This window comes from Pseudomonas sp. B14-6, assembly GCF_013260315.1.
In the GTDB taxonomy this organism is placed as follows: domain Bacteria; phylum Pseudomonadota; class Gammaproteobacteria; order Pseudomonadales; family Pseudomonadaceae; genus Aquipseudomonas; species Aquipseudomonas mandelii.
This window is the reverse complement of record NZ_CP053929.1, coordinates 1,791,517-1,817,249: the sequence shown is the minus strand read 5'-3', so window position 1 is coordinate 1,817,249 and position 25,733 is coordinate 1,791,517. Positions and strand designations below refer to the sequence as shown.

Annotated in this window: 20 protein-coding genes and 1 pseudogene; 9 read left to right on the top strand and 12 right to left on the bottom strand. The window is 59.5% G+C overall.

Going from position 1 to position 25,733, the window contains the following annotated elements; genetic code table 11:
- The first annotated feature begins 157 nt into the window (after positions 1 to 157).
- Positions 158 to 907 carry a glucose 1-dehydrogenase gene (locus tag HP062_RS08195; protein WP_077749510.1) on the top strand — a complete coding sequence of 250 codons (750 nt, stop codon included), beginning with the start codon at positions 158 to 160 and terminating at the stop codon, positions 905 to 907.
- Between the two features lie 121 nt (positions 908 to 1,028).
- On the opposite strand, the gene katG is transcribed toward HP062_RS08195, so the two are convergent.
- The 6 genes and pseudogenes from katG to HP062_RS08165 form a co-directional block, all read right to left on the bottom strand.
- Positions 1,029 to 3,287 carry a catalase/peroxidase HPI gene (gene katG / locus HP062_RS08190; RefSeq protein WP_172791226.1) on the bottom strand — a complete coding sequence of 753 codons (2,259 nt, stop codon included), beginning with the start codon at positions 3,285 to 3,287 and terminating at the stop codon, positions 1,029 to 1,031.
- 390 nt (positions 3,288 to 3,677) lie between these two features.
- Positions 3,678 to 5,713: pseudogene (locus HP062_RS08185) on the bottom strand (LTA synthase family protein).
- A 28-nt stretch (positions 5,714 to 5,741) separates the two neighbouring features.
- Positions 5,742 to 6,356: a hypothetical protein gene (locus HP062_RS08180; RefSeq protein WP_172791225.1), complete on the bottom strand. Its 615-nt coding sequence runs from the start codon at positions 6,354 to 6,356 to the stop codon at positions 5,742 to 5,744.
- On the bottom strand, positions 6,353 to 7,651 hold the full coding sequence (locus HP062_RS08175) for an exo-alpha-sialidase (RefSeq protein ID WP_154501160.1): 1,299 nt from the start codon (positions 7,649 to 7,651) through the stop codon (positions 6,353 to 6,355). Before HP062_RS08175 ends, HP062_RS08180 begins: the two co-directional genes overlap by 4 nt.
- Positions 7,652 to 8,040: 389 nt before the next feature.
- On the bottom strand, positions 8,041 to 8,613 hold the full coding sequence (locus HP062_RS08170; RefSeq protein ID WP_172791224.1) for a hypothetical protein: 573 nt from the start codon (positions 8,611 to 8,613) through the stop codon (positions 8,041 to 8,043).
- A gap of 135 nt (positions 8,614 to 8,748) precedes the next feature.
- Complete coding sequence (locus HP062_RS08165) at positions 8,749 to 9,642, bottom strand: AraC family transcriptional regulator (RefSeq protein WP_172791223.1); 894 nt, start codon at positions 9,640 to 9,642, stop codon at positions 8,749 to 8,751.
- Positions 9,643 to 9,794: 152 nt separating this feature from the next.
- On the opposite strand from HP062_RS08165, the gene HP062_RS08160 reads away from it, so the two are divergent.
- The 4 genes from HP062_RS08160 to HP062_RS08145 all read left to right on the top strand — a co-directional run bounded on the left by HP062_RS08160 (position 9,795) and on the right by HP062_RS08145 (position 12,237).
- Entirely contained in the window at positions 9,795 to 10,517 is a 723-nt protein-coding gene (locus HP062_RS08160; RefSeq protein ID WP_010455367.1) for a cysteine hydrolase family protein, read from the top strand.
- Between the two features lie 125 nt (positions 10,518 to 10,642).
- Complete coding sequence (locus tag HP062_RS08155) at positions 10,643 to 10,915, top strand: hypothetical protein (protein WP_010455365.1); 273 nt, start codon at positions 10,643 to 10,645, stop codon at positions 10,913 to 10,915.
- A 71-nt stretch (positions 10,916 to 10,986) separates the two neighbouring features.
- Positions 10,987 to 11,487 carry a CinA family protein gene (locus HP062_RS08150; protein ID WP_077749509.1) on the top strand — a complete coding sequence of 167 codons (501 nt, stop codon included), beginning with the start codon at positions 10,987 to 10,989 and terminating at the stop codon, positions 11,485 to 11,487.
- Between the two features lie 390 nt (positions 11,488 to 11,877).
- The gene (locus HP062_RS08145; RefSeq protein ID WP_145308337.1) at positions 11,878 to 12,237 is read left to right on the top strand and encodes a hypothetical protein; all 360 of its coding nucleotides are present in this window, start codon (positions 11,878 to 11,880) and stop codon (positions 12,235 to 12,237) included.
- On the opposite strand, the gene HP062_RS08140 is transcribed toward HP062_RS08145, so the two are convergent.
- Both HP062_RS08140 and HP062_RS08135 read right to left on the bottom strand, forming a co-directional pair.
- Complete coding sequence (locus HP062_RS08140; RefSeq protein WP_172791222.1) at positions 12,234 to 12,626, bottom strand: GFA family protein; 393 nt, start codon at positions 12,624 to 12,626, stop codon at positions 12,234 to 12,236. The two genes, HP062_RS08145 and HP062_RS08140, sit on opposite strands and share 4 nt — an antisense overlap.
- Positions 12,627 to 12,725: 99 nt before the next feature.
- Positions 12,726 to 13,586 (bottom strand): CAP domain-containing protein, encoded by an 861-nt coding sequence (locus tag HP062_RS08135; protein ID WP_172791221.1) that lies wholly within the window; start codon positions 13,584 to 13,586, stop codon positions 12,726 to 12,728.
- A 227-nt stretch (positions 13,587 to 13,813) separates the two neighbouring features.
- Between HP062_RS08135 and HP062_RS08130 the strand changes: the two genes are divergently transcribed.
- Positions 13,814 to 15,427, top strand: a complete 1,614-nt coding sequence (locus HP062_RS08130) for a methyl-accepting chemotaxis protein (RefSeq protein ID WP_077749481.1) — start codon at positions 13,814 to 13,816, stop codon at positions 15,425 to 15,427.
- 170 nt (positions 15,428 to 15,597) lie between these two features.
- On the opposite strand, the gene ilvD is transcribed toward HP062_RS08130, so the two are convergent.
- Positions 15,598 to 17,280, bottom strand: coding sequence for a dihydroxy-acid dehydratase (gene ilvD, locus HP062_RS08125; protein ID WP_010455353.1), 1,683 nt, complete (start codon positions 17,278 to 17,280; stop codon positions 15,598 to 15,600).
- A gap of 91 nt (positions 17,281 to 17,371) precedes the next feature.
- On the bottom strand, positions 17,372 to 18,271 hold the full coding sequence (locus HP062_RS08120; protein ID WP_172791220.1) for a LysR family transcriptional regulator: 900 nt from the start codon (positions 18,269 to 18,271) through the stop codon (positions 17,372 to 17,374).
- Positions 18,272 to 18,400: 129 nt separating this feature from the next.
- Between HP062_RS08120 and HP062_RS08115 the strand changes: the two genes are divergently transcribed.
- The 3 genes from HP062_RS08115 (at position 18,401) to treS (ending at position 22,669) form a co-directional block, all read left to right on the top strand.
- A complete protein-coding gene (locus HP062_RS08115; protein WP_172791219.1) occupies positions 18,401 to 19,804 on the top strand; it encodes an MFS transporter in 1,404 nt (467 codons plus the stop codon).
- 148 nt (positions 19,805 to 19,952) lie between these two features.
- Positions 19,953 to 20,315, top strand: a complete 363-nt coding sequence (locus HP062_RS08110; RefSeq protein WP_172791218.1) for a hypothetical protein — start codon at positions 19,953 to 19,955, stop codon at positions 20,313 to 20,315.
- Positions 20,316 to 20,602: 287 nt separating this feature from the next.
- Entirely contained in the window at positions 20,603 to 22,669 is a 2,067-nt protein-coding gene (treS, locus tag HP062_RS08105; RefSeq protein WP_172791217.1) for a maltose alpha-D-glucosyltransferase, read from the top strand.
- A gap of 27 nt (positions 22,670 to 22,696) precedes the next feature.
- Here the strand turns inward: treS and HP062_RS08100 are convergent, their stop codons facing one another.
- On the bottom strand, positions 22,697 to 23,746 hold the full coding sequence (locus HP062_RS08100; protein WP_172791216.1) for an acyltransferase: 1,050 nt from the start codon (positions 23,744 to 23,746) through the stop codon (positions 22,697 to 22,699).
- A 513-nt stretch (positions 23,747 to 24,259) separates the two neighbouring features.
- Complete coding sequence (locus HP062_RS08095; RefSeq protein WP_172791215.1) at positions 24,260 to 25,732, bottom strand: family 16 glycosylhydrolase; 1,473 nt, start codon at positions 25,730 to 25,732, stop codon at positions 24,260 to 24,262.
- Position 25,733 lies beyond the last annotated feature (1 nt).

Sequence of the window (25,733 nt, the reverse complement as noted above, 5' to 3'; positions counted from 1 at the left end):
GCGAGAAGAATAGGCAAGCATTCGATAACAACTGGCAACCGTTTGTCCTTCGCCTGCCCGGATACTGGGGGCAAGCGGCAGGTTGCATTCAGGCCTTCAAAACCTGATGGCAGGCAGACCTGCGATGGATCAATCAACTCAGGTAAAGGTCAGCCTCATGAAACTTGAAGGAAAAATTGCTGTTGTCACGGGCGCATCGAAAGGCATCGGCGCAGGTATTGCCAAAGCATTGGGCGCGGCAGGAGCAACGGTCGTTGTGAACTACGCGTCGAGCAAAGCCGACGCCGATGCGGTGGTCGCGCAGATTCAGGGGCAGGGCGGTAAAGCCGTCGCCATTCAGGCGGATATCAGCCAATCAGCCGATGTGGTCCGCTTGTTCGACACGGTCAAGGCGGACTTCGGGGCGCTGGATATTCTGGTGAACAATGCGGGCGTCGCGGTATTTCAAATGATCGAAGACCTCACCGAGGACGCGTTCCACCAGCAATTCAATCTGAATGTGCTCGGGTATCTCCTGGCGGTCCGAGAAGCCGTCAAGCTGCTTGGCCCCTCGGGCAGCATCATCAACATCAGCTCGATTCTCAGCACCGATCCCTACTTGGCCTCCAGCGTTTATTCGGCCACCAAGGGCGCGGTTGATACATTGACGTTTGCCTTGGCCAGAGAGCTCGGGCCGCGAGGGATCAGGGTCAACTCGATCTTGCCCGGTCACACCAATACGCCGGCGACGGAGGGCAACTTCGCCGGAGCGTTTGGTGAACAGCTGATCGCCGGTACGCCGCTTGGCCGTTTCGGTGAGCCCGAAGACATTGCGCCGCTGGCCGTTTTCCTGGCATCCGACGACTCGCATTGGGTCACCGGCGAATCCATTCGGGCATCGGGTGGTGTTCGTGGGGTGGGTTACTGAATCCTGTGATGATTGCGACCGGTGCGGGGTGACAGGCACCCGCAAATGACAAAAGGGCCACCCCTCTCCGTATCACTGGATCGAGGTGGCCCCTTTCAGGCTCACAGGTTCAACAACGGCATCACTTCACATCAAAGCGATCCAGGTTCATCACCTTGGTCCACGCCGCTACGAAGTCCTTCACAAACTTCTCTTTCGCATCACTGCTCGCGTACACCTCAGCCAGCGCCCTCAATTGCGCATGAGAGCCGAAGACCAGATCAACCCGCGTGCCGGTCCACTTCAACTCACCGGTTTTGCGATCGCGTGCTTCAAACTCCTCGTTGGCCTCTGAGGTCGGTTTCCATTCCACGCCCATGTCCAGCAGGTTCTTGAAGAAGTCATTGGTCAATGCCTCTGGCTGCTGGGTGAACACGCCGTGTTTTGTTTGCCCGACGTTGGTGTTCAACACGCGAAGACCACCCACGAGCGCGGTCATTTCTGGCGCGGTGAGCGTCAGCTGTTGCGCCTTGTCGATCAACAGATGCTCGGCCGACACGCTGTAACGGGATTTGAGGTAGTTGCGAAAGCCATCGGCGATGGGTTCGAGGAAGCCGAAAGACTCGACATCCGTCTGCTCTTGCGAGGCGTCCATCCGCCCGGGTGTGAACGGCACGGTGACGCTGTGGCCGGCATTTTTTGCGGCCTGTTCGACACCTGCATTACCCGCCAGAACGATCAAATCCGCCAGCGAGATTTTCTTGCCGCTGTTGTTGAACTCGCTCTGGATGCTCTCCAGTTTCGCCAGCACGTTCGCCAGTTGCTCAGGCTGGTTGGCTTGCCAGGATTTCTGCGGCGCCAGACGCAGACGACCGCCGTTGGCGCCGCCACGTTTATCGGAGCCACGGAAGGTGGAAGCCGCTGCCCAAGCTGTTGATACCAATTGCGAGACGCTCAGGCCCGAGGCAAGCACTTTGCTCTTGAGCGCTGCGACGTCGCTGTCGTTGACCAAAGCATGGTCGACCTCTGGGATCGGGTCCTGCCACAGCAGTTCTTCGCCGGGCATTTCCGGGCCGAGGTAGCGGGAGAGGGGGCCCATGTCACGGTGGATCAGTTTGAACCAGGCACGGGCGAAGGCGTCGGCCAACTGATCCGGATTGGCCAGGAAGCGCCGAGAGATCGGTTCGTAGATCGGGTCGAATCGCAGGGCCAGGTCTGAGGTCAGCATGGTGGGATTACGCCGTTTGGACGGGTCGAAAGCATCCGGGATGGTGCCGGCGCCCGCGCCGTTTTTCGCAACCCACTGGTGCGCACCGGCCGGGCTTTTGCTCAGTTCCCAGTCGAAGCCGAACAGGTTTTCCAGGTAGTTGTTGCTCCACTGGGTGGGTGTGGTGGTCCAGGTCACTTCCAGGCCGCTGGTGATGGTGTCCGGGCCTTTGCCGGTGCCGAAGCTGTTCTTCCAGCCAAGGCCTTGTGCTTCGAGGCCCGCCGCCTCAGGTTCGGCACCTACGTTGTCGGCGGGGCCGGCGCCGTGGGTTTTGCCAAAGGCGTGGCCGCCGGCAATCAGCGCCACGGTTTCTTCGTCATTCATTGCCATGCGGCCGAAGGTTTCGCGGATGTCTATGGCGGATCTGACCGGGTCTGGCTCGCCTTCCGGCCCTTCGGGGTTGACGTAGATCAGGCCCATTTGCACGGCGGCCAGCGGGTTTTCGAGGTTGCGGCCGTGTTCGGTACGGCTCTCCTCGTTTTTGCCGGGTTCGGCCACGAGTGGACCGTCACCGGGTGCTTCCACGGGAGCATTGTCGTCTTTGCCGTAGCGGGTGTCGCCGCCCAGCCATTTGTTTTCCGAGCCCCAGTAGACGTCTTCATCGGGTTCCCAGACGTCCGCACGGCCACCGGAAAAACCAAAGGTCTTGAAGCCCATGGACTCCAGCGCGACGTTGCCGGTAAGGACGATCAGGTCGGCCCAGGAAATTTTTCGACCGTACTTTTGCTTGATCGGCCAGAGCAGCCGGCGCGCCTTGTCGAGGCTGACGTTGTCCGGCCAGCTGTTGAGCGGTGCAAAACGCTGTTGACCCGAGCCGGCGCCGCCCCGACCGTCGCCCGTGCGGTACGTGCCTGCGGCGTGCCAGGCCATGCGAACGAACAGCGGTCCATAGTGACCGAAGTCCGCCGGCCACCAGTCTTGCGAATCGGTCATCAGCGCCGTCAAGTCGCGCTTGACCGCCTCAAAGTCCAGGGTCTTGAATTCTTCGGCGTAGTTGAAGCCCTCGTCCATGGGGTCGGACAGGGACGAGTGCTGGTGCAGGATCTTCAGATTCAGTTGGTTCGGCCACCAATCGCGGTTCGTCGTGCCACCGCCAGCGGCGTGATTGAACGGGCATTTCGATTCATTTGCCATGTGTGAGCTACCTTTGGTCGTGTTTCATCCGGCTATCGGCCCGGGGTGGGCGTTAGATAGCAACGAGCGAATTCAATGACATAGGCTGCAGGACCCACAGTTGGATCAACTGATTGTCTGGACCACACGGGAATTCTGAACTGCGGCAATCGAGTTGCCTGCGCGGTGGCCCACGGGTGGCCTAGTCAAGCTTCGGACTCATTCCTGTCTCCTTATCAGCACTAAACCGGCCAGCTTGTTCCGCCAGCGCTGGATACAGGTTAGACCCCACTTGGGAAGTCAGCTAATAGGTGGAGTATTGGGGAGTAATAGACAGAGTCTTTTACGGGTGTCGCGGGGAGGGCCCGCGTCTATCTGGAGCATAGACGCGGGTTTGCGGGGCTTGAACGGTTACTTTCGAACGTTCTGGTACAGCATCAACCGTGAGGTTTCATGCATGGCGCGGGTCAGCGCCGACAGGCGTTTGAACTCTTCAGGGTTTTTCTCGGCAACGTTGTCCCGTGGCGTCATCGAAGCCAGGTCGTGAAGGGTCGGCGAACTGCCGTCGTGCTCCATCTGCACCATGTAGTGTTGAGTCACGCCGGCAATCAGCGGGAACGTGCCCTCACGCAATACCAGAGGCACCACGCGTTCACCCTCGCGCGCGGGCTGCTGGATATCACGGCCCATGCCGCTGTTGCGAAACTCAAGGCCGGCCATCCCCGCCACGGTGGGCAGCAGGTCCACCAGGCCGACCGCTTCCTTGACCTGGCGCGTCCCGATCAAGCCTGGTGCGTGGATGATCATCGGCACCGCGTTGCTCTCCAGGCCCAGTTGCTCGTAGGCCGGTGCCAGGAACGGGATCTGCGCGATACGGGTGTTGTGGTCGCCAAACATCACGAAGATGGTGTTTTCGTACCAGCCACCGGCCTTGGCGATTTCCATCAAGCGGCCGAGGTTGAAGTCCAGCAGGCGCACGGCGTTGTACTGCTCGACACTGCGCGATCCGGCGGCCTGCACTTCGGCCAGGGTAGGGTGCTTGACCTCGAAGCCGTCATTGCTTTTTGGGATCGTGAACGGACGGTGGTTGCCGGCCGTCTGCACATAGGCAAAGAACGGTTTGTCCTTGGGCAGTGCTTGCAGGATCTGGTCGGTTTCCTTGAACAGGTCCAGATCGGAAATACCCCAGACGTCCACCACCGGCGATTTCCAGTCCCGCTCTTCGAACAGACGCACGCCGTCGATGCTCTGCCGGATCAGGGCATTCATGTTGGCCCAGCCGGAGTTGCCGCCGATGGTGTAGATCTTCTCGTAACCGGTAAACGCATTGATCAGCGTGTTTTGCTGGGTGATCAGCGGATTACGCGTCGCGGTTTCCTGCCGCGTGACATCAGGCACCCCGCTGATGCTGGCCCAGACGGTTTTCGCGGTCCCCGTTACGGGTACGTAGAAGTGCTCGAAGAACCAGCTCTGAGTGGCCAGCCGATCGAGATTGGGCGTCGGATTGATCGGGTTGCCGTAGGCCCCGACGGCACTGGTGCCCAGCGATTCAAGCATGATGAACATCACGTTCGGGGGACGTGAGCCCGGGATTTTGTACGGTTGGGGGCCTGGTGCCGCACAAAATCAAGGGTCTGCGGGTCGGGTTTGTCGACGCCCAGGTAGTTGGCCATGACCGCGTAATGTTCGCGCACTTGCGCCTCGTCATAACGCGATTGGCCGACTTTGCCCGTATCGTAGAGAAACAGCACCGGGTTCAGGCCGAGTGCGGCGATCTGGTTATTACCCGAGAAGAACGCATCGCTCCAGCGCAACGGAACGGGGTTTTCAAGGTTCATGTTTTCGACACGACCCAAAATGCCCAGCAGCACCAGGACGACCATCAACGCACCGCCCCACGTCGCGGAGAGCTTGCGAATGGCTTTGCGAGGGCGGTCCAGCGTGACGCGTTCCAGACGCACCAGGGCCAGTGTCACCAGCGCGATCGTTACCAGCCAGCCCAGTGAAATCCAGATCACCGGGTAAGTCTGCCAAACCATGTCGCGGGAGATCTGCGCATCCTCGATGAAGCGCAGCACGGTGGCGTTGATCCTCACACCCAGGTAGGCGTAATGGCCAAAGTCGATGATGTAGATCAGCAGCAAAACGCTCAGGGCGGCGACCAGGTAGACGCGTGCGATACGGCGCAGCAGGTGGCTGCGGAGCAGGTTCCAGCGAGGCATCCAGGCCAGCAGCGCCAACGGCAACATGGTCAGGATGGCCAGGCGCAAATCGAAACTGAAGCCGATGCTCAGGGTTTCCCAGACGCCCTTTGTGTCGATCAGGGCTTTGGGTTCGAACCCGGAAAAGCCGAAGAAGAACGCCATCCTCAGCAGTGCAAACAGCACAAACGCAATCGCTGTAGCGCCTAGCCAATAATGTAAACGTCTCGAGTGCAGCCAACCCATCCTTGTTCCCCTGTTAAAAAGTTAAATCTCAAACGGATTTGAGTTCGTCGCTCACTGCACCGCGCCGCTTGCTTGAGCGGCGATAGGTCCAGCGCAGGGCAAGCGTCAGCAGTGCCCCGCAGCAATACAGACCCAGCAGCGGATCAACCAGGTAATCCCAATAGTTTTGCGAAGGTTTGATCCCGGCGATGAAGGCCAGGGTTGCGCTGGCCAGCATCAAGACGGCCAGGCCATTGCGCAGGTAAAACAGGCCCAGCGTCAGCACTGCGAAGAAAATCAACATGGGGCGCGGGCTGTAGCCTAACCGATAGGGGTCCACATCACTCATGCCCAGAGTGGCCGGGTACAACACCAGGGCCATCGCGGCGAAGAGGATCAATACGCCGGTCCTTCCCCGTGCCGGTGGCAGCATGTCCAGTCGACGCAAGCAGCCCCACGCCATGAACACCAGGGTGGTGATCGCAAGGTCATCAATGTAGCTGCGCAAATACGCGGCCAACGACAAGCCGTCCGGCGAGAAGAAGCTGACGGCCAGCAAGGCGGCCAGCAGTGCGATCCGCCAGTTCCTGGACAAGCCGAACGACGGCAGCAGCAGGAAGATGATCATCGCGAAGCTGAGATGGGCTTGCCACAGGCTGATCATTTGAGGCGCTCGCTAAGCCATGCATCGTTAAAGGTGACGTGCTTGATGAAGGTGTTGTTCCAGGAATAAACCAAGTGATACATACCGTCAGGGCTGCGGATGAAATACGGGTATTCGTATTCGAATTCACACCCCTGGTTTTTACAGACACGGTTGTCGAGGTTATCCAAAAACTCCGCTTCCAGTGAATGGCGGCGTGCGCCGCTGGAACCGCGGAATTCTCTGCCGATGATCTCCTTGTAGGCTTCGGGAGAAAATGGCGCGCCCAGTGGATCCGGGGATTTGTCCAGGTCGCGTAATGAGCGCCAATCGTCCATTTTGGCATCGGTCCCATACAGGCTCAGCTTGAAGCGCCCCTCCTGCAGGTCGTTGAGCGCTACCAGCAACCCATGTTCGGGTGTTGCGACGGCAGCCAACGAGGAATTCGGATTCGAGGGGTCGAGCGGATAAGGTTCGCTCCAGGTTTGCCCGGCGTCTTCAGTGCGGGTCGCCAGGACACGGTGGTGGGTGTTGCCGGCATAACGCAGCAAGGCGATGCCGCGCTGGCCATCCAGCGGCACCACCGCGGGTTGCAACGAATTCATGCCGTGGCTGATGCGGAATTTGTCGATTACATCGCCGTCTGCGCTCAGGTAGAGGTACTCGGCAAACTTGCCCAGGAACTCATGGTAGACCGGCAGGCCGATGGAACCGTCGGCATGAAACACCGGTGCTGACCGGACCAGGGTGCTGATGTTCAGAAAGGGCGAGGTGATCAGTTGGCGCGGAGCGGACCAATGTTCACCGAAGTCATCGGAAACCATCACGTTGACCGCGCTACCGGCCCAGCCACCCATGGACACGGACACGTAGAACAACCACACCCGATTATCCGGCGCGAGCGCCACCACCGGGTTGCCCAGCTTGCGGATGTATTTTCGAGTGCCCTGTTGGGTCGAGTCCCGAGTGGCCAATACCTGTTCAGCACCCCATTCGCCGGTTTTCGAGTCGAACCGGGCGGAGCGCACCTGTACATCGGCTGCGCCTTCGCGGGAGCCAGCAAACCAGACCGTCATCAGACTGCCGTCGGGCAGTGCGGTGACCGCCGAGGAATGCACGAAATCCACCAACCCGGAGGAGGCGAAACGGCTGGTATAGATGGGCTTGGCCACTTTGCCGGCCACTGCCATCACGGGGCTGATCAGGGCAAAGGAAGAGTGCGTATTGGCAGGATTGATGATCCACGCGGTCGCAAACAGGCAGGACAGTAGAAGGTAAGCACAGAAGGCAGGAAAACTGGGAAGTTTGATGCGCATGACTACGTTGGCATCTCATGGACCGATAAGGCGGCCAACGTAACACTCGTTAGTACACAATCGGGTTTTATGACTGGCTAAATTGTAAGCAGGTATTTGTAGCGGCCAGCCATGTCGTCGCGTTCAGTTTGATTGAGCGCCGGAGACTGTCGGGCCAGAGGGATTGTGGCGGGCTTGAGGTGGATTACGCCGTTGGTCGCAAAGGCTGGGGCGGTAACAGGGACGTCTTCGGAATATGTGCTGTTTGTTCCGGCCTCTTCGCGGGCAAGCCACGCTCCTACGGTTGACCTGCGTCGTTCACACAAGACGTGATCGACCCCTATCTCTGTGGAAGCGTGGTTTGCCCGCGAAGACAGCAGCACAGGCACAAACGCTTTTTCTGCTGAAACCTAGTGCTGTCTGTACGTCTGTAGGGTGAAGGCATTCCCTGCCGGGTCTTTACCCTCAAGCGTTATCTCATTGTCCTTGATCATCAGGATTTTGAGTTCGTTGGAAGCGCCGGACGCTAAGCCGTCGCTAAAGTTTGGCAAGGAGGGCCCGGCAAACTTGGCAACCAGCAAGGGGGAAATGGCTGTGCCGTTGATTACGTAAGACTTGGGAATTGATTTCATGTCAGCCAATGTGAACGAAAGCAGGCTGGAATCGGCCGTCCAGCTGCCGGCTCCGTTTACGCTGTACTCAAGCCGGTAAGGTTTGGCTTCAACGGTTCCGTCCACAAAGACAACGCCATTGACGTTGTACCGCCCGTTGCGGAAGTACTCTGTCATTCCCTTGAATTCGAACGTGCCGTTGGTGATCGGGTAGGTGTAATCGGTCGTCCAGCGACCTATGAAGCGGGGATTGTTGGGGTTGGTTTCGTGAAACGTGGCGTAAATCGTTGCAATGCCGCTTAGAACTGTCACCAGGGCCACAAGCGCGAACCAGGCTTTAGTGGAGACTTTTTGTATAGCAGTGAAACTCATTGTGATGGATTCCATTCGATTGATTAGTCGTGCGCGGACGTCTTCCATGGGAGGTGGTGATACCGCACCCCGGTGTATTGGCCGCCGGGACAGAAGTATAAAACTCAGGGCGCTAGAAGACACAAAAGCGCGAGCTCACGCAGTTTCATTTGCCGCGTCATCCGACCGAACCCGCTGCACGCGCGCGGTCACCCGCGGCGCCTCCCCAGCGGCATCACGTTTCAACCATTCAGCCGGTGGACAGCCAATCACGTTGAGAAAAGTACGGGAGAAAGAAGCTTGCGAGCTGTACCCGACCGATGCGGCAACCACCTTGATCTGAACCCCGTCGCGTAGCAGGTCCTGGGCCACTTTCATCCGCCAGGCCGTCACGTAGCCCATTGGTGATGCACCCATGATCTGCGTGAAGTACGCAGAGAATTTCGACCGGGACATGTTCGCCAGGCCAGCAAGTTTCTCGACAGTCCACAGCGCCTCCGGCTCCTGGTGAACACGTTGGAAAACCGCCCCAAGACGCCCATCCTGAAGCGCATAAAGCAGGCCGCTGGAAATCTTTTGCTCGACGACCGAACGGCGCACCAACACCACGAAAATGTACTCAAGCAACAGGTTGAGCGCTTTGGTTCTGCCGGGGGCCTGATCCTTGAATTCGGCAAGCAGTGAGCCGATCACGGGCGTGATGTTCTGCAGTTCCCTGAACGGGAAAACCAGCGTTTCCTTGAGGCCCAGAGGGAAGGGTTGCAGGGCGTTGCGCCCGAACTGGAACGAGGCGCAGATTAGCTCGGCGCCGTGTGCCGAACTGGCGCGCAACTGGTAGCGGCAGCTGCTCGGGCAAAACAACACGCTGGGTTCGGTGATGGAGATCTTCGGCAGGCCGGGTTGCACCATGTCGATCCCGCCTTCACTGATGACATGGATGAACGCCATGCCAGGAGGCTTGTCGAGCACCAGCGTGCCATCGACCCTGCCAGAGAAGAACAGCCTGCCCTGAAGGTTGGTGCGTTCGAAGAATTCGGACAGGATATCCATGATAGAGACGACCGGGTAAAGACTCTGCACGTCCTGGCAAAAGCCGCGCAGGGCAGGGCAATAGGATGAAGTTCTCGCCGATGGTAGACAACGCCCCACCCGGGCGCCATGGCGCAGAGCGATTTTCCTGTTATCGACCGGAGTCCACTGTCATGAGCAACGATTCGAACCGCATCGCCCCCCAGTATGCAGACCCGGCAGAGCCTGCGCTGCCCGATCCCGGCATGAAGCTTGACCTCTCGCGGGCCGCACTGGTGGTGATCGATCCGCAAATCGACTTCCTCAGCCCCGAAGGCGTGAGCTGGGGCGTGTTTGGAAAAAGCATCGTCGAGCACGATACCGTCAAGCACATCGGCCAGCTGTTTGCGGCCGCCAAGGGCGCGGGCATCACGGTCGCCGTTTCGCCGCACTATTACTATCCATGTGACCACGACTGGCATTTCGGCGGACCGCTTGAGAAGGTCATGCACAGTATCTGCATGTTTGATCGCAAGGGGCCGCTGACCCTCGACGGTTTCGAGAACTCCGGTGCCGACTTCATGCCCGAGTACAAGCCCTACATTCTCGACGGCAAAACCATCATCGCGTCACCACACAAGGTGTACGGCCCGGAAACCAATGACCTGGCGTTGCAGCTGCGCAAGCACGGCGTGTCGCAAATCATTCTGGCGGGCATGGCGGCTAACCTCTGTGTCGAGTCGCACTTGCGTGAACTGCTGGAGCTTGGCTTCGAAGTGGCCGTGGTTCGGGACGCCACCGCCGGCCCGACGACTCCCGAGGGCGATGGCTACCTGGCAGCGCTGATCAACTATCGCTACATCGCCAATGCGTTGTGGAGTACGGCGCAAACGGTCGAGTTTCTTAACGGGAAATAAGCCATGGCAATGGACTGCGTCTCACCATTGGGGCGCAGCCTTGAAAAACTGCCTTTGGTCGGTGCACCTGAACCGCTTTCACGATGGATTGATCCATTCTGAAAGAACTCTCGGGGGGCGCTGCCATGCACTCGTTTGCCAATCTGCTGACTCCGGCGCAAGAGCAAAAGCTGCGTGCGCTCAACACCTGGCATCTTGTCCTTGAGGACTTGAAGCTGCGCATGGAGTGCCCCGATGCGTATCACGAGGAACTGATTCGTCAGTCTGACGAGATGGATCGCCTGGGAATCGTGAGCTGGCAGGAATGGCGCGACCTCAGGGTTGAGGCCGATCAAGCGTACCTGCGCGCCATCGCGGGCGAGGATTATCACCGAGCACTAAGGAAGAGGGGCGGTTGATGAGCTTCGCCGGTGCACAGCTGAGGCTGAAGTTTGATTCGGTGTTAAACACGGAAAACGGGTTAAGTGCGATGTCGATCGTTGAAACAGTCGTCGATTATCTGCGTCAACAGTCGTTGCGGCTGACCACCGCAGAATCCTGCACGGCGGGCAGTATCATCACGCTGCTGGCCCAGGTGCCCGGCAGCGGTGAGCTGATTGAAAGCGGCTACGTGGTTTACTCACCCGAGGCCAAGCAACGCTTGCTCGCAGTCAGTGCAATCACTATCGAGACCTTTAATCTCACCAGCTGCGAAGTGGCTCGGGAAATGGCCATCGGCGCGCTGCGTGACAGCCCGGCCAACGTGGCGGTGTCCACGACAGGGCTGCTGGGGCCGGAGGATGTTGATGGTATTCCAGCCGGCACGGTTTGCTTTGCATGGGCCTTCATGGCAGGGCAGGAAATGGCGGTATTCAGCCGCAAGCAGCGATTTTCTGGCAGTCGGGAGTCCGTGCTTCAGCAGGCGTCGTTGTATGCTTTGAAAGAATTGCCGACGTTTCATCAGGCCATGCTCAACGGCGAGCGGGGCTAGATGATGAACACTTCGGTTATCCCGTTCGAGTGAGTCGGGGTTCGATAGCATGAACAAAACCATCAGCGCTAACGATCTGGGCCCTGTTGGACGACGGGATGCCTCCGGATGTCCTGGTCGCTACCGCCAAGCGCATGGGCGCTCGATCAGAGGATCTGGAAGGGTTGCGGCTGGAGCTGTTGAAGACTATTCAACAAGGGGAAAATGTACCGGGTTTCGGGTTTTGCCGATCTTGTCGCTTCCATCAGACAGTGGCTGGCGGGGCCTTTTGTGGGCTGACTCAGGAACCTGGAGTCCGGCGAAATCGGTTTGATTGACAGGGAGCATCGATTGCCCCAAGAAGTGAACGATTGACAGCGGTTTAATATTTCGACCATCAAAGGATTCCCCATGGGTTTAAGCAAACGCGATCAGGCACACATCGAGCGTCGCCTGATTGCCACCCTGACTGAGGCGTGTGAAACGGCCAAAGCGCACATCGTCGGCTTTGAATGGCTGACCCACGAAGTCGATTACGAGGAGTTTCCTTCCAGCCTGAGGGTGGTCTGGGTTTTCGACACCCAGGCCAACAAGGATCAGGCGCTGGCGAGCGGGCAGGGCGAACGCATGGTCGAACTGACGGCTACAGCGTTAAGCGAAGCGGATGTACACGTCAGATCGGTCGCGGCCCATGTGCAGTTTGATTCTGAAGAACAATGCCAGCGCGCCAATGGCGGCAATTGGCAGCAACGCCTGGCGCGTAAGCGCTAGCCCTGTAGCGAATCGGCTTCGTACCAGCACGCTTTGGACTCAATACAGGTGTGTTTCTGCTTTAAGGCCAGGAAAGGCGTATCCAGCGTACCGATCGCTATCGAAACCCAGTCCGAAAACGCCCCCTTCGAATCAGACCAGAACAGCGAAGACCCGCAGTGGGAGCAGAATTGGCGTGTGACGCCTTTGGACGATTCGTAGCCCTTGAGCACCTTTGCACCGGCAACCACTGAAACCGTCGACCTGGGAGCGCTCGCATACGTCGCGAATGCCGCTCCATGACTCTTTTGGCATTTTTTGCAATGGCAGTGGGTGACGGCTTTCAGTTCGGTGGATACGTGATATTCAACGGCGCCGCATAGGCAACTGCCTTGGTGAAGCTCGTCCATGTTCATCGGTTCCATGATTTTCGTCGCGCCACTTTAGCCGCCCGGCGCAAGGTTTGGCCATGACTTCACCGCTCAGAAAGCGACAGCGCAGAATCAGGATCACGGCGCACCAAACATCATCGTCCAGTAAACCCCTTCATCACTGCGTGCGTCCGCTGCATACGCCGCGCCCACCTGGGTAAACATCGGGTTCATCAAGTTGGCGCAATGCCCGGGGCTGGCCAGCCAGCCTGCCATTGCCTTGCCCGGTGAGCTCTGCCCGGCAGCGATGTTTTCGCCGATCTGCCGGCCTCGGTAACCGGCGGCCCTTGCTCGAACCGCCGGGCCATCACCGTCGGGGTCACGGTGTGCAAAGTAATTGCCATAGGCCATGGCCTTGCTGTGCCCTTGCGCTGCCGCGCCGAGGGCGGGGTTCCAGCTCAGCGGTCGTGCGGCGGGGTAGCGCTGACGACCGCACATCCGTGATTTGGCCCGGGCGGCATTGACCTGCGCCAACAGCCCCTTGCTCGCCGCACGGGAATCACCCACACGGCTATCGAGAACGGGTTGCGCCAGCACGATCTGCCACTCGCTTCGGGCTCGACTGACGCCAATGTCGGCGTACTGGTTATCCCGCAGCGCCCCGCAGTATTCGTCCTGAAACAGGTCAAACGCTTCGTCGGCGTCCTGCGCGCCTACCACACGCAGGGTGCGCACCGTCACCGCTGCATAGCCTGAAGCCTTCAATCGATCGCGCAAACCGCCGCCATAGCCAATCGGCAACGCCAGGTTCGACTTCAATGACAGCGGGGCCAAACGTTGGGCCGGGCGCCTGTCGCAACGTTGCGGGTGGGCACGGTAGTCGTTGATGGCTTCCACCAGTTGCCGTTCACCACTGGCATAAGCAGGACTGGCAAACAGAGCAAGCAAAGGCATGAAACAGAGCGAGACAAAACGCAAGGCAAGGCGAGGTTGGCGCATGGGACGGCAGCTCTGATGAGATGACAGCGGCAATGGGAATTCACGGCTCGGCTAAGACTTGCGTTCAGGCACTAGGTTCAGGCGTGAAGAGGGGAAATTTGCGCTGGAGAAACCGGCGATGACTACCGCATGTCGCAAAACACTGAAAGTCCGGCGTCAGGCATCAAAGAGTGGCGGGCGCCGCCGATAACGTGTTCATAAAAGCGACGTACCGAGAGGGCTACCCCATGTCTATAAAATTACGTTTGTTGCTGCTGATTGGTACGAGCTTGCTCACCGCGCTGATCGTGAGCCTGGTCAGTTACGTGGGAAACACCCGGATGGCCGAAGCGGTGAAGGATAACGAGGTCAGCTTGACCGCGCTGCGCAATCACCTCGAAGCCGACATGATGCACGACGCACTGCGCGCCGATGTGCTGTCCGCGATGGTGGTTGGTCTGGGCAAAAGCACCAGCAGCAAAGCCGAGGTGCACAGTTCCATCGAGGAGCATGCGGCGCATTTTCGTGAAGTGCTGGGTGAAAACCTCCAGTTGCCGGTCAACGACACCATCAAGGCGGGCTTGAACAAGGTCAAGCCGAGCCTCGACACCTACATCAGCGCCGCCGAGCGCATTGTCGGTCTGGCGCTGGAAAATCCGGATTCCGCGCAAAAGGAACTCGGCACGTTTAATACCGCGTTCAGCCAACTGGAAGACCAGATGGCAGCCCTCAGCGAGGTGATCGAAACCAGCACCCAACAGACCAGTAAAAACACCGAGCAGGCCATCAGCAGCGCCAACTTCACGCTGGGTATCGTGCTGATCGCCAGCCTGTTGTTACTGCTGATCCAGGGACGCTGGGTGATTTCGAGCATCATGGGGCCGTTGCAGACCGCCAGCCGCATTGCCCAAAGCATCGCCCATGGCAACCTCAGCGAGCCGATTGTCGAACCGACCCACAATGACGAAGCGAGCGCCTTGATCCGCAGCCTGGCGACCATGCAGCGTGACTTGCGCGGCATGATCGAGGTGGTTCGCAGCAATGCGCATGGCGTCAGCGGCATGAGCGTGCAGTTAAGCAGTGGCTGCCATCAGGTCGCCGACAGCAGCCAGCAGCAAAGCGTCGCCGCCAGCACCATGGCCGCTGCCGCCAGTGAAATGACCGCCAGCATCGAGGAAGTCACCCGTCACGCCGAACGCGCGCTGAACATGGCCAACCAGGCCGAGGCATTGGCCAAGGACGGTGGTCGGGTGATTCATCAGGTGGTCAATGACATGGATGGCATTGCGCGTTCGGCGCAGCAGTCAGCCCAGGTGATCCGCACGCTGGACAAGGAGTCCGAGGGGATTTTCAGCATCATTCAGGTGATCAAGGGCATCGCCGATCAAACCAACCTGCTGGCCCTCAACGCCGCCATCGAAGCTGCTCGTGCCGGTGAACAGGGCCGTGGATTTGCCGTGGTGGCCGACGAAGTCCGCAGTCTCGCAGGACGCACCAGTGCCTCCACGCAGGAAATTGCCAGCATGGTCGCGCGCATCCAGCAAAGCACCCGCGAGGCGGTGACCAGCATGGAGGCGGGCGTTGCGCAGGTCGACAAAGGCATGGCGGTGACGGCCGACGTCGAGCGCGCGATCCGCGAAATCCTCGAAGCGACGCTCAATACCACTGAGCTGGTGAATGACATCACTCGCACGATCGGCGAGCAGAGCCTGGCCAGTAACGAAATTGCCCAACAGGTGGACATGATTGCCGGGATGTCGGAGGGCAACAGCAAGATTATTGGCCAGACGGCTTCGACGACTGATGAGCTGTCGACCTTGGCGGGCAAGCTGTCGCAGTCGGTGGATCGGTTTCGGCTTTGAGGCTTGTGCGCTGATCCATTGATTCTTGGTGATATTGAAGGCCTCTTCGCGAACAGGCCCGCTCTTGCATGGGGTCTGCTTCGAACACAGATCCTGTGTTCAATGAAGATCCCATGCAAGAGCGAGCCTGCTCGCGAATGCGCCAGATCAGACAGCGCAGAACCTATCCCTTAAAGATATTTATCCGTCACAGCACCCTCCGAAGCACTGGACACAGTCTTCGCATACTTGGCCAACACCCCGCGTTTGTATTTGGATTCCGGCCGCACCCAACGGGTCTTGCGCTCGGCCAATTCCGCGTCTGAAACATCCACCGTAATCTGCCGGGTCTCAGCATCGATGGTGATCCTGTCGCCATCTTCAATCAGCGCAATCGGCCCGCCGTCAAAGGCTTCCGGCGTGATATGCCCCACCACAAAACCATGGGAACCACCGGAGAAGCGGCCGTCGGTGATCAGCGCGACATCCTTGCCCAGCCCTTTGCCCATGACTGCCGACGTCGGCGAGAGCATTTCGCGCATGCCCGGCCCGCCCTTGGGGCCTTCGTAGCGAATGACGATGACGTCGCCGGCCCGGACTTCGCCATTGAGAATCCCGGTCAACGCGCCTTCTTCACCGTGATACACGCGCGCCGTGCCTTCAAAGCGCAAACCTTCCTTGCCAGTGATCTTGGCCACAGCGCCCGTCGGCGAGAGGTTGCCGCGCAGCACCACCAGATGAGAGTCCTTTTTGACCGGCTGATCGAACGGCAGAATCACGTCCTGGCCTTCGGGGTAGTCGGGCACGTTTTCCAGGTTCTCGGCCAGGGTCTTGCCGGTCACCGTCAACACATCGCCGTGCAGCATGCCGGCCGCGAGCATGCGTTTCATCAGCGGCTGGATGCCGCCGATGGCCACCAGTTCACTCATCATGTATTTGCCGCTGGGACGCAGGTCGGCCACGACCGGGGAGATCTTGCCCAGCTCGACAAAATCATCCAGCGTCAGTTCGACATCCACAGCATGCGCCATGGCTAAAAGGTGCAGCACGGCATTGGTCGAGCCGGCGAGGGCGATCACCACGCGGATGGCGTTCTCGAATGCCTTGCGGGTCATGATATCGCGCGGTTTGAGGTCCAGCTTGAGCAGCTCCATGACCTGCTGGCCGGCGCGGAAACTGTCCGAGGCTTTATCGCTGCCGACGGCGTCCTGGGAGCTGGAACCGGGCAGGCTCATGCCCAAAGCCTCAATGGCCGAGGCCATGGTGTTGGCCGTGTACATGCCGCCGCAGGAGCCGGGGCCGGGGATCGCCACTTCCTCGATCTGCTTGACCTGAATCTCGTTGATGTCACCCCGGGCGTGCTGACCCACGGCCTCGAACACGGAAATGATGTCGGTGTGGCCAGCGCCCGGGCGGATGGTGCCACCATAGACGAAGATCGACGGGCGATTCAGCCGCGCCATCCCGATCAGGCACCCCGGCATGTTCTTGTCGCAACCGCCCACGGTCACCAACCCGTCGAAGCCTTCGCAACCGGCCACCACCTCGATGGAATCGGCGATCACTTCCCGCGACACCAGCGAATACTTCATACCTTCGGTGCCGTTGGCGATGCCGTCGGAAATGGTGATGGTGTTGAAAATGACGCCCTTGGCGCCCGCGGCATTCGCGCCTTTTTCGGCCTCGATGGCCAGCTTGTCGATGTGCATGTTGCACGGCGTGACCATCGCCCACGTCGAGGCGATGCCGATCTGCGGTTTCTTGAAGTCTTCATCCGTGAAGCCCACGGCCCGCAGCATGGAACGGCCGGGCGCGCGCTCCACGCCGTCGACCACTTGAGAGGAGTACTTACGCAAATTGTCTTTGTCGCTCATGACGTTCCCTTCTATCCAGATCGCTGGCCCGACCGGTGTGGCCCGAAGCAACGCATAGAGTCTAGACCCGGCGGCGACAAAAATCAGTTTGCTAATCCAGCGATCCCGCACACACCGCCCGAAGACATCCGCGCAACCACTGGTGCGCGGCATCGGCGTCCATTCGCGGGTGCCAGAGCATTGAAACGGTGATCACTGGCGTGGCGACCGGAAGGGGAAAACAGTGGAGGCCGGCGCGCAGCGTGTGGGTGTGGCGTTCGGGCACCGTCGCGATCAGGTCCGAGGCCCGGGCCAACGCCAGGGCTGCGGAAAAACCGCCTACGATGGTGACGATCTCACGGGTCAGTCCAAGCGTGTCCAACGCATCATCCATTGGCCCTTGGTCCCGTCCGCGCCGCGAGACCAGGACATGCCGGCCGGCCGCATACCGGGCGGGCGTGATCTTGCCCTTGCTCAGTGGATGCCCCGGCCGTACCACGCCGATGAAACGGTCCTGGTACAACGCGCGGGTACGCACTTCCGGGCTGGTGGTGTCCGCCACAACGCCGGTTTCCAGATCGACCGTGCCGTCCCGCAGCAGGGTGCTGTCCTGGTTGAGTTTCTGCAAAAAGTGCAGCCGTACCCCCGGTGCTTCTTCGCTGAGGCGAGCAATCAACTCCGGCCCGAAGTTTTCTACAAAGCCGTCGCTGGTGCGCAGGGTGAAGGTGCGTACCAAGTACTTGAGGTCGAGCTGCTCGGCGGGGCGCAGTACCGCTTCGGCGTGCTGCACCAGTTGGCTGACGTGTTCGCGCAGTTCCAGTGCCCGGGGTGTCGGCACCAGGCCGCGACCGGCGCGGACCAGCAGGGGATCGCCGGTGGTTTCACGCAGTCGCGCCAGCGCCCGGCTCATCGCCGACGGGCTCAGCCGCAGTCGTTGGGCGGCACGCGCCACACTGCCTTCTGTGAGCAGCGCGTCGAGGGTAATCAGCAGGTTCAGGTCGGGAGTCGTCATGCTTTAACGTTAGCACGGCCGGATGGTGACATGGCGTTGTATGCAGGTATCAAGTGCAAACGGTGCGTCTTCCGCCTTGTCAGGCGCCGGCATACGCTGAAGGTCAACAGTTCACAAGTGAGCCCTACCATGAAACTTATCGCATCTACCGGTTCGGTCCGCTGGGCGTTGGCCAGCCTCTCGCTGTCGATGCTGATGCCTTCGCTCGACACCAGCATCGCCAATGCAGGCTTGCCCACCTTGTCCCAGGCACTGGACGCTTCATTCCAGCAAGTGCAGTGGATCGTCCTGGCCTATCTGCTCGCGATAACCACCTTGATCGTCAGTGTTGGGCGTTTGGGCGACATCGTCGGGCGTCGCCGCTTGATGCTGGCCGGCATTGCCATTTTTACGTTGGCTTCGCTGGCGTGCGGCCTGGCGCCGTCGCTGGGGTGGCTGGTCGCCGCCCGGGCCGTGCAAGGTCTGGGCGCCGCGATCATGTTGGCGCTCACCGTGGCGTTGGTCGGTGAGACGGTGCCCAAGGCGCAGACCGGCAGCGCCATGGGATTGCTCGGCACGGTGTCGGCGATCGGCACCACGCTGGGGCCGTCGCTCGGCGGCGTGTTGATTTCCGGCTTCGGCTGGCAGGCGATTTTCCTGGTCAACCTGCCGCTGGGTGTTTTGAACGCTGTGCTCGCCTATCGCTATTTGCCCGCCGATCGCCAAGCGCCGAAGGTTCAGCGCGGCGCATTCGATCTGCTCGGCACGCTGGTGCTGGCCCTGACGCTCGGTGCGTATGCGCTGGCCATGACATGGGGCGAAGGCGATTGGGGTTCGCTGAACCTTGCGTTATTGCTCATCGCTGTTGCCGGGGCAGGCGTTTTCCTGTTCGTCGAGGCGACAGTTGCATCGCCTCTGATCAAACTGGCGTTGTTGCGTGATCGGGGATTGAGCGCGAGCCTGGCCATGAGCATGCTGGTCTCGACGGTGATGATGGCGACGCTGGTGGTCGGGCCGTTTTATCTCTCGGGCGCCCTCGGTTTGAATGCCGCGTTGGTCGGGCTCGCGTTGTCCGTCGGTCCGCTGGTGGCTGCATTGGCTGGCGTCCCTGCAGGTCGCCTGGTGGATCGTTTAGGCGCCCGGCGCATGACGGTGGCGGGGCTCGTCGCGATGGCGCTCGGCGCGTGCGTGTTGTCACTGATCCCGGCGCGTGTCGGCATCATCGGCTACCTCGCGCCGATTGCAGTGATGACTGCCAGTTATGCGCTGTTCCAGGCGGCCAACAACACGTTGATCATGACCGATGTGAGCCAGGATCAGCGCGGTGTCATTGCCGGACTGTTGAGCCTGTCACGCAATCTCGGCCTCATCACCGGCGCCTCGGTCATGGGCGCGGTGTTTGCGCTGGCGTCCTCGACGCCCGACATCACCCATGCAGCCCCGGAAGCGGTCGCCCACGGTATGGCGATCACCTTTGCGGTCGCGGCGGGGCTGATTGGCCTGGCGTTCGCCATTGCGTTGCCCGCGCTGAAAAGAGAACCCGTGGTGGCGTAACGCAGAAGAAAAAAACGCCCGCCAAAAAAACGGGTTGGCGGGCGTTTGGGAAGCGTTATTCAGGAACTGAAAAAGCCCCTTGTAGACGTCTTGCTGTTCACCTGAGCGTGGAGCTTTTGTGGTGAGGGGCTTTGTTGTCGAGCATTGAATGGGTGCTCGATCAGCGGCAGGCGTAGCAGAAGTCCGAGTTCGTGTCGGAACCGAAGTCAAAGCCACCGTCGGCAACACGTTTCTGCATCAAACGATCAGACCCGCCTTCCGCTACACGCGTACCGCGCATATTGCTGTTGGCACCGTAGGCAAGGCTGTTCTGCTTCAGATGATCGGAGCCATCCGATGCCAGCTGCCGTTCTCTCAAGCGATCAGCACCGCCCTCGGCAAGGTGTTGGTCAGCGGGTTTATCAGCGGCGTGTTGGACCAAAGGGGCCGTTGCATCCCGATCTCCGCCTGCCCGGCTGCCGCCGGCAGCGCTAGCGTGTGGTTCGGCGATCCGACGTCAGCGTCGAATTGACTTGAGCCTGGACGTTTTTGGGTCCGGTCAAGCCTTGGCATTTGACGTCTGTATCTTAAACAGAGGCGAAATTACGTCACTTATGCCTAGGTTGCTTCGAAGGGATATATAGGTGTTAAGGATTCACCCACAGGTATGACTTGCAACAGCAAGCGGATTCTGAATCGTCACCGCGTGATGCAACGAATGCCGACCCAGGGCCTCATATGAAAAGGACGGGTCCATCGGTGCAGGTACGCATGGGATGGCCACGCGCACTTTTTCCCCGACAACAGGTGATTGCTTTTATGACCGCGGCTGACAAAAACCATGTGACCTGGCTGGTTGAACAATCGATGCTGCATGCCGCCAGGCAGCGGGCCAAGCTCTATTCGGGGCAAGGTCGACTGTGGCAACAGCCTTACGCCCATACCCGGCCTCGTGATGCTTCCGCCTTGGCCTCGGTGTGGTTCACCGCCTACCCGGCGTCCATCATCACCCGCGAAGACGGCAGCGTGCTGGAAGCCCTGGGCGATGAAACCTTATGGCATGCCCTGTCGAAAATCGGCATCCAGGGCATTCACAACGGGCCGCTGAAAATGTCGGGCGGCCTGACAGGCACCCAACGCACGCCGACCATTGACGGCAATTTTGACCGCGTCAGTTTCGAGATCGACCCGGAACTGGGCACCGAGGCGCAGCTCCAGGCGCTGGTGCGCATGGCCGCCGCGCACAATGCGGTGATCATCGATGACGTGATCCCTTCGCACACCGGCAAAGGCGCAGACTTCCGCCTGGCCGAGATGGCCTATGAAGACTATCCGGGCCTCTACCACATGGTCGAAATCCGCGAAGAGGACTGGCCGTTGCTGCCGGACATCGCCGATGGCCGTGATGCACAAAATCTCAGTCCGCTGCAGGTCGACGTGCTCCGGGACAAGCACTACATCGTCGGCCAGTTGCAACGGGTGATTTTCTTCGAACCCGGGGTCAAGGAGACCGACTGGAGCGCGACGCCAATCGTGATCGGCGTCGATGGCAAGCCGCGACGCTGGGTCTATCTGCATTACTTCAAGGAAGGGCAGCCGTCGCTGAACTGGCTGGACCCGACCTTCGCCGCGCAGCAGATGATCATCGGCGATGCGCTGCACGCCATTGACGTCATGGGCGCGAAAATCCTGCGCCTGGACGCCAACGGATTCCTCGGCGTGGAGCGCAAGCTCGACGGTACGGCCTGGTCTGAAAGCCACCCGTTATCGATCACCGGTAACCAGCTGCTGGCCGGGGCGATCCGCAAGGCCGGCGGTTTCAGTTTCCAGGAGCTCAACCTGACCGTCGACGACATCGCCAACATGTCCCACGGCGGCGCCGACCTTTCCTATGACTTCATCACCCGACCGGCCTACCAGCACGCGTTGCTGATGGGCGACACCGAGTTCCTGCGCTTGATGCTGCGGCAGATGCACACCCTCGGCATCGACCCGGGGTCGCTGATCCATGCCTTGCAAAACCACGACGAGCTGACCCTGGAGCTGGTGCATTTCTGGACGCTGCACGCCCATGACACCTACCTCTATCAGGGCCAGAGCTTCCCGGGCAACATCCTGCGTGAACACATTCGCGAGCAGATGTACGAACGTCTGGCGGGCGAGCACGCGCCCTACAACCTGAAATTTGTCACCAACGGCGTGTCTTGCACCACCGCCAGCATCATCACGGCAGCGCTGGGGATTCGTGATCTCGACGCGATCACCGAGGCGGACATCCAACAGATTCGCCAGGTGCATTTGCTGTTGGTGATGTACAACGCCATGCAACCGGGCGTGTTTGCGCTGTCCGGCTGGGACCTGGTCGGCGCGCTGCCGTTGCCCGCGGAACAGGTTGAGCATTTGATGGGTGACGGCGACACGCGCTGGATTCATCGTGGCGCCTACGACCTGGTGGACCTCAATCCGGACGCACCGCTGTCCGCAGGGCAAATGCCACGGCCGATAACTTTGTACGGCAGCCTGCCCAGCCAGTTGAAGGACTCGGATTCGTTCGTCTCGCAACTCAAGAGGATCCTCGCCGCGCGCCGCGCTTACGATATCGCCGCCAGTCGGCAGATCCTGATTCCCGATGTCCAGCACCCGGGCCTGCTGGTCATGGTCCACGAATTGCCGGCCGGTAAAGGCACGCAAATCACTGCGCTGAACTTCGGCTCGACGCCGATCACCGAAACCTTGCACCTGCCCAATATTGCGCCGGGCCCGGTGGTCGACATCATCAACGAGCGAGTCGAAGGTGATCTCACGCCTGAGGGTGATTTCACCATTACGCTGGATGCCTACGAAGGGTTGGCACTGCGCGTCGTGAGCACTTCGCCGATGATTTGAGGGCGTCGGTTGGCGCCCAGGTGGGCGCTAATCAGCTTCGACACGCTTGAAGGACAATGAAAGGATTTTCTTGATCTGCCTGGCCATGGGCGTTTCTATCTTTTTGTGGATGATGTAAGACGCACTGATCATCAAGGCGATGGTGCCCCACAGTAGTACGTGCGGGTTCATCGCCGGATAGGCAAGGTTAAAGATCATAAAGCCGATCATTTGATGGAGCAGGTAAAGGGGATAAGTGAGCGCGCCTAATGCCGTCCAGTTCAATGCACCGATGGCTGCCGTTTTATTCGTTGCGATCAAAAGAAAGGTCATGAAGAACAGGGTAACCATGCCGCATACGATCAGAAGATCGAATTCGGTTAAATATTTTGATTCGAGCAGTTGGGCCCAGGCAATGGCGGTGTAGTTGGCCAATGCCAATGACCCTGCCAACAGGAGCACCCGTGTCGTTGTGAATCCCTTGGCCCAGATAATGTAGAACGTCGAGCCCGCGATGAAATAGGCCGCGTAATCGGTAATTAATATCGAGCGCAGCTTTTCAAAAGCCAGGACTTCTGCGGTGGCGGAGACCAACAGCCACAGTACGAGGAAGGTCTCTATTTTTTCTATTTTCTTGAAGCCCAACAGAATGGAGATCATCAGGTAGAACTTTATTTCGACAAACAGCGACCAGTAGACCCCGTCAATCGGTGGCACACCCATCAAGTCGCCAAGGAATGTCATGTTAATCATGTATTGGTAAATATCAGCCGTGAATCTTGGCCGGCCGATGGCAAGCGTGATCAGGAAAGTCAGGGTGCAGCACACCCAGAAAGCAGGGCAGAGACGAACGACACGGGATATAAAAAATGCCCTGAGGTTATTGCCCGAAGCGGTCATCAGGATGACGAATCCGCTGATCATGAAAAACAGTTCGACGCCCAGATAACCGTATTTGGCAGGCTCGGCCAACAACGGGTAGGGCATTACTGACATGTCGCCTTTTGCATACCCCCGAAAAGCATAGTGAAAAAACACGACTGCGATTGCCGCGAGAAAACGCAGCAAGTCCAGTTCTTTCAGCCGGCCTTTGATCATGTCTATGCGCTCCAGACGTGTTAGCGCTGAATGGAAACTGACCACGTTGCCGATTGAAATTTGACCCGGGCTGAACGCTATAGCAGCAGTAGCGCTTCGTGGAGTTCTATTGAAGGTGTCATGCCTTCTTCTTTGCGTCGGCTGTCGAGCCAACGTCTGGTTTTGTCTATATCGAAGATCTGGCCCTGATCCATCAAGTTCAAAAGGAGCTCATCGGACACCCGATAGCGCCCGCAGTCCGGGCAATCCCTTTCCTCCCACGGGCCCTGACACTGAATGCGTTCCGCCACGCCGACACAGATAAGGCAATTCATCGTGATCATCCATTTTTGTTATTTAACCGTCGCCGTGAGCCGGTTGAGACGCCCGGTACGGGAATCGTCGGTGGCACGGAGGAGGCTGGAACGCGGTCGACCCCTGCGGTCGAAAGAAAGTTCAGGGCGGTGGCGCTGTCAGGATAAACAGGTCGTATCTATCACTTGAGCCGACGTCAGCCAGGCGACGGTTGAATGGCTATCGACGCCGTTGCCACACCTTGACGTAGTCGACGCGGAAGGTAGAGGGCAGGTCAGCATCGTCGACCACGCCGAACCACTGCCACATGGCCTCACTGTCAAACACAACCTGCATCGGGAAGAAGAAATGGTTGTTTTTCGATTCCCTGACCAGCACGCCATCGACGTACCAACGCAGGGTGTCGGGCTGCCAGTCGAAGCCGTAGACATGGAAGGTATCCGCCAGGCGCCAGGGACTGATCCAGACGCTGCCGTCGGCGATATGCTCGGTGCTACGCGGCGTGGCCCACAGGTGGGCGTTCATGTTGTACGAACGGTCTAACGCTGCGTTTTTCGTCTTACCGCCGATTTCGAAGATGTCGATCTCGGTGGCGTTGTCCGCCATGCCCGTCCACGCGAGCCAGAAGGCGCTGGAACCGGCCGAGTTCATGGGTTTGGCGCGTGCCTCGTAATACCCGTAGAACCCGCGCTCGTTGGTCCGGACCATCGCTGAGGTGTAGTCCTTGAAACCGAGTTGTACGTATTTCTGCGGCAGGGTTTCCTTGCGAAAAACAATGTTCAGGTTGCCATTGTGGACGCTGGCATTGGCCGGGGTGAAAAGTGCCGGTTTGCGTCCGAGCGACTCGTTCCCTATGGCGTTGTTGACGTGCCAGCGTTCGAGATCGAGGGTGGTGCCATTGAAGTCGTCGGACAGTTTCGTGTCGAGCACCCACTGGCCGGCATTGACCTGATCGGACAGCGGCAGGTTGGCGTTGGTCTGGGCCGGCAATCGGCCCAGCGGTCCGACACGGGTCCAGGTATCGGCCTGTTTGGGAATGGCAACTGACCATTTATCCGCCAGGTACTGAAATGCGCGCTGGCGTTCTGCGAGGGAGGCAAACGCACGGTCGTACACCAACACTTCCGCGATGTCGCCGCGAAAGTTGTCGGCATTGCCGACCACATTGCGCCCGACGGCATACGGACCAATCGGCACATCGTAAAGCTCCAGGACGGAGACGGTCGGCACATACGCGGTGGTCTGTTGCAGGCTGATGGCGAAGTTCGGCAACACGTTATCGTTGTGGGCGGTTTGTGGGCGTGAGCTGAACAACCGTTGCCAGGGATCGGCCTCGGCTTGCTCGGGCAATCGACGGGACACAATCAATACCGTCACAGGGCCTTTGGCGCTGCGAATGGTTTTACCCACAAACGCTGACACGCCACTGAAGCGCACGACCGAATGACCATTCAGGGCGTTTGCCATCCGCTGTGGCTGCGAGGCGGCATCGTCCACTGTGGCGTGATGGGACTCGCCGGATTTGTCGCTCCAGTGCTGGACACGGTTCTGCGCATCCAGGGTCATTGATGATGCATCGGCCGCATCCAGCCACAGCACGAGCCCGGTGGTGGGTAGACCGGGGGGCGCTTGTGCGGCGTTGCAAACCATCGACACCGACAGCAGCAGGGCCAGCACAGAGGCATTAAACATC

Excerpts from the sequence above, each read along its gene's own strand:
- HP062_RS08195 (WP_077749510.1), top strand. The coding sequence starts at position 158 with ATGAAACTTGAAGGAAAAATTGCTGTTGTCACGGGCGCATCGAAAGGC.
- katG (WP_172791226.1), bottom strand. The coding sequence starts at position 3,287 with ATGGCAAATGAATCGAAATGCCCGTTCAATCACGCCGCTGGCGGTGGC.
- HP062_RS08180 (WP_172791225.1), bottom strand. The coding sequence starts at position 6,356 with ATGATCAGCCTGTGGCAAGCCCATCTCAGCTTCGCGATGATCATCTTC.
- HP062_RS08175 (WP_154501160.1), bottom strand. The coding sequence starts at position 7,651 with ATGCGCATCAAACTTCCCAGTTTTCCTGCCTTCTGTGCTTACCTTCTA.
- HP062_RS08170 (WP_172791224.1), bottom strand. The coding sequence starts at position 8,613 with ATGAGTTTCACTGCTATACAAAAAGTCTCCACTAAAGCCTGGTTCGCG.
- HP062_RS08165 (WP_172791223.1), bottom strand. The coding sequence starts at position 9,642 with ATGGATATCCTGTCCGAATTCTTCGAACGCACCAACCTTCAGGGCAGG.
- HP062_RS08160 (WP_010455367.1), top strand. The coding sequence starts at position 9,795 with ATGAGCAACGATTCGAACCGCATCGCCCCCCAGTATGCAGACCCGGCA.
- HP062_RS08155 (WP_010455365.1), top strand. The coding sequence starts at position 10,643 with ATGCACTCGTTTGCCAATCTGCTGACTCCGGCGCAAGAGCAAAAGCTG.
- HP062_RS08150 (WP_077749509.1), top strand. The coding sequence starts at position 10,987 with ATGTCGATCGTTGAAACAGTCGTCGATTATCTGCGTCAACAGTCGTTG.
- HP062_RS08145 (WP_145308337.1), top strand. The coding sequence starts at position 11,878 with ATGGGTTTAAGCAAACGCGATCAGGCACACATCGAGCGTCGCCTGATT.
- HP062_RS08140 (WP_172791222.1), bottom strand. The coding sequence starts at position 12,626 with ATGGACGAGCTTCACCAAGGCAGTTGCCTATGCGGCGCCGTTGAATAT.
- HP062_RS08135 (WP_172791221.1), bottom strand. The coding sequence starts at position 13,586 with ATGCGCCAACCTCGCCTTGCCTTGCGTTTTGTCTCGCTCTGTTTCATG.
- HP062_RS08130 (WP_077749481.1), top strand. The coding sequence starts at position 13,814 with ATGTCTATAAAATTACGTTTGTTGCTGCTGATTGGTACGAGCTTGCTC.
- ilvD (WP_010455353.1), bottom strand. The coding sequence starts at position 17,280 with ATGAGCGACAAAGACAATTTGCGTAAGTACTCCTCTCAAGTGGTCGAC.
- HP062_RS08120 (WP_172791220.1), bottom strand. The coding sequence starts at position 18,271 with ATGACGACTCCCGACCTGAACCTGCTGATTACCCTCGACGCGCTGCTC.
- HP062_RS08115 (WP_172791219.1), top strand. The coding sequence starts at position 18,401 with ATGAAACTTATCGCATCTACCGGTTCGGTCCGCTGGGCGTTGGCCAGC.
- HP062_RS08110 (WP_172791218.1), top strand. The coding sequence starts at position 19,953 with ATGGGTGCTCGATCAGCGGCAGGCGTAGCAGAAGTCCGAGTTCGTGTC.
- treS (WP_172791217.1), top strand. The coding sequence starts at position 20,603 with ATGACCGCGGCTGACAAAAACCATGTGACCTGGCTGGTTGAACAATCG.
- HP062_RS08100 (WP_172791216.1), bottom strand. The coding sequence starts at position 23,746 with ATGATCAAAGGCCGGCTGAAAGAACTGGACTTGCTGCGTTTTCTCGCG.
- HP062_RS08095 (WP_172791215.1), bottom strand. The coding sequence starts at position 25,732 with ATGTTTAATGCCTCTGTGCTGGCCCTGCTGCTGTCGGTGTCGATGGTT.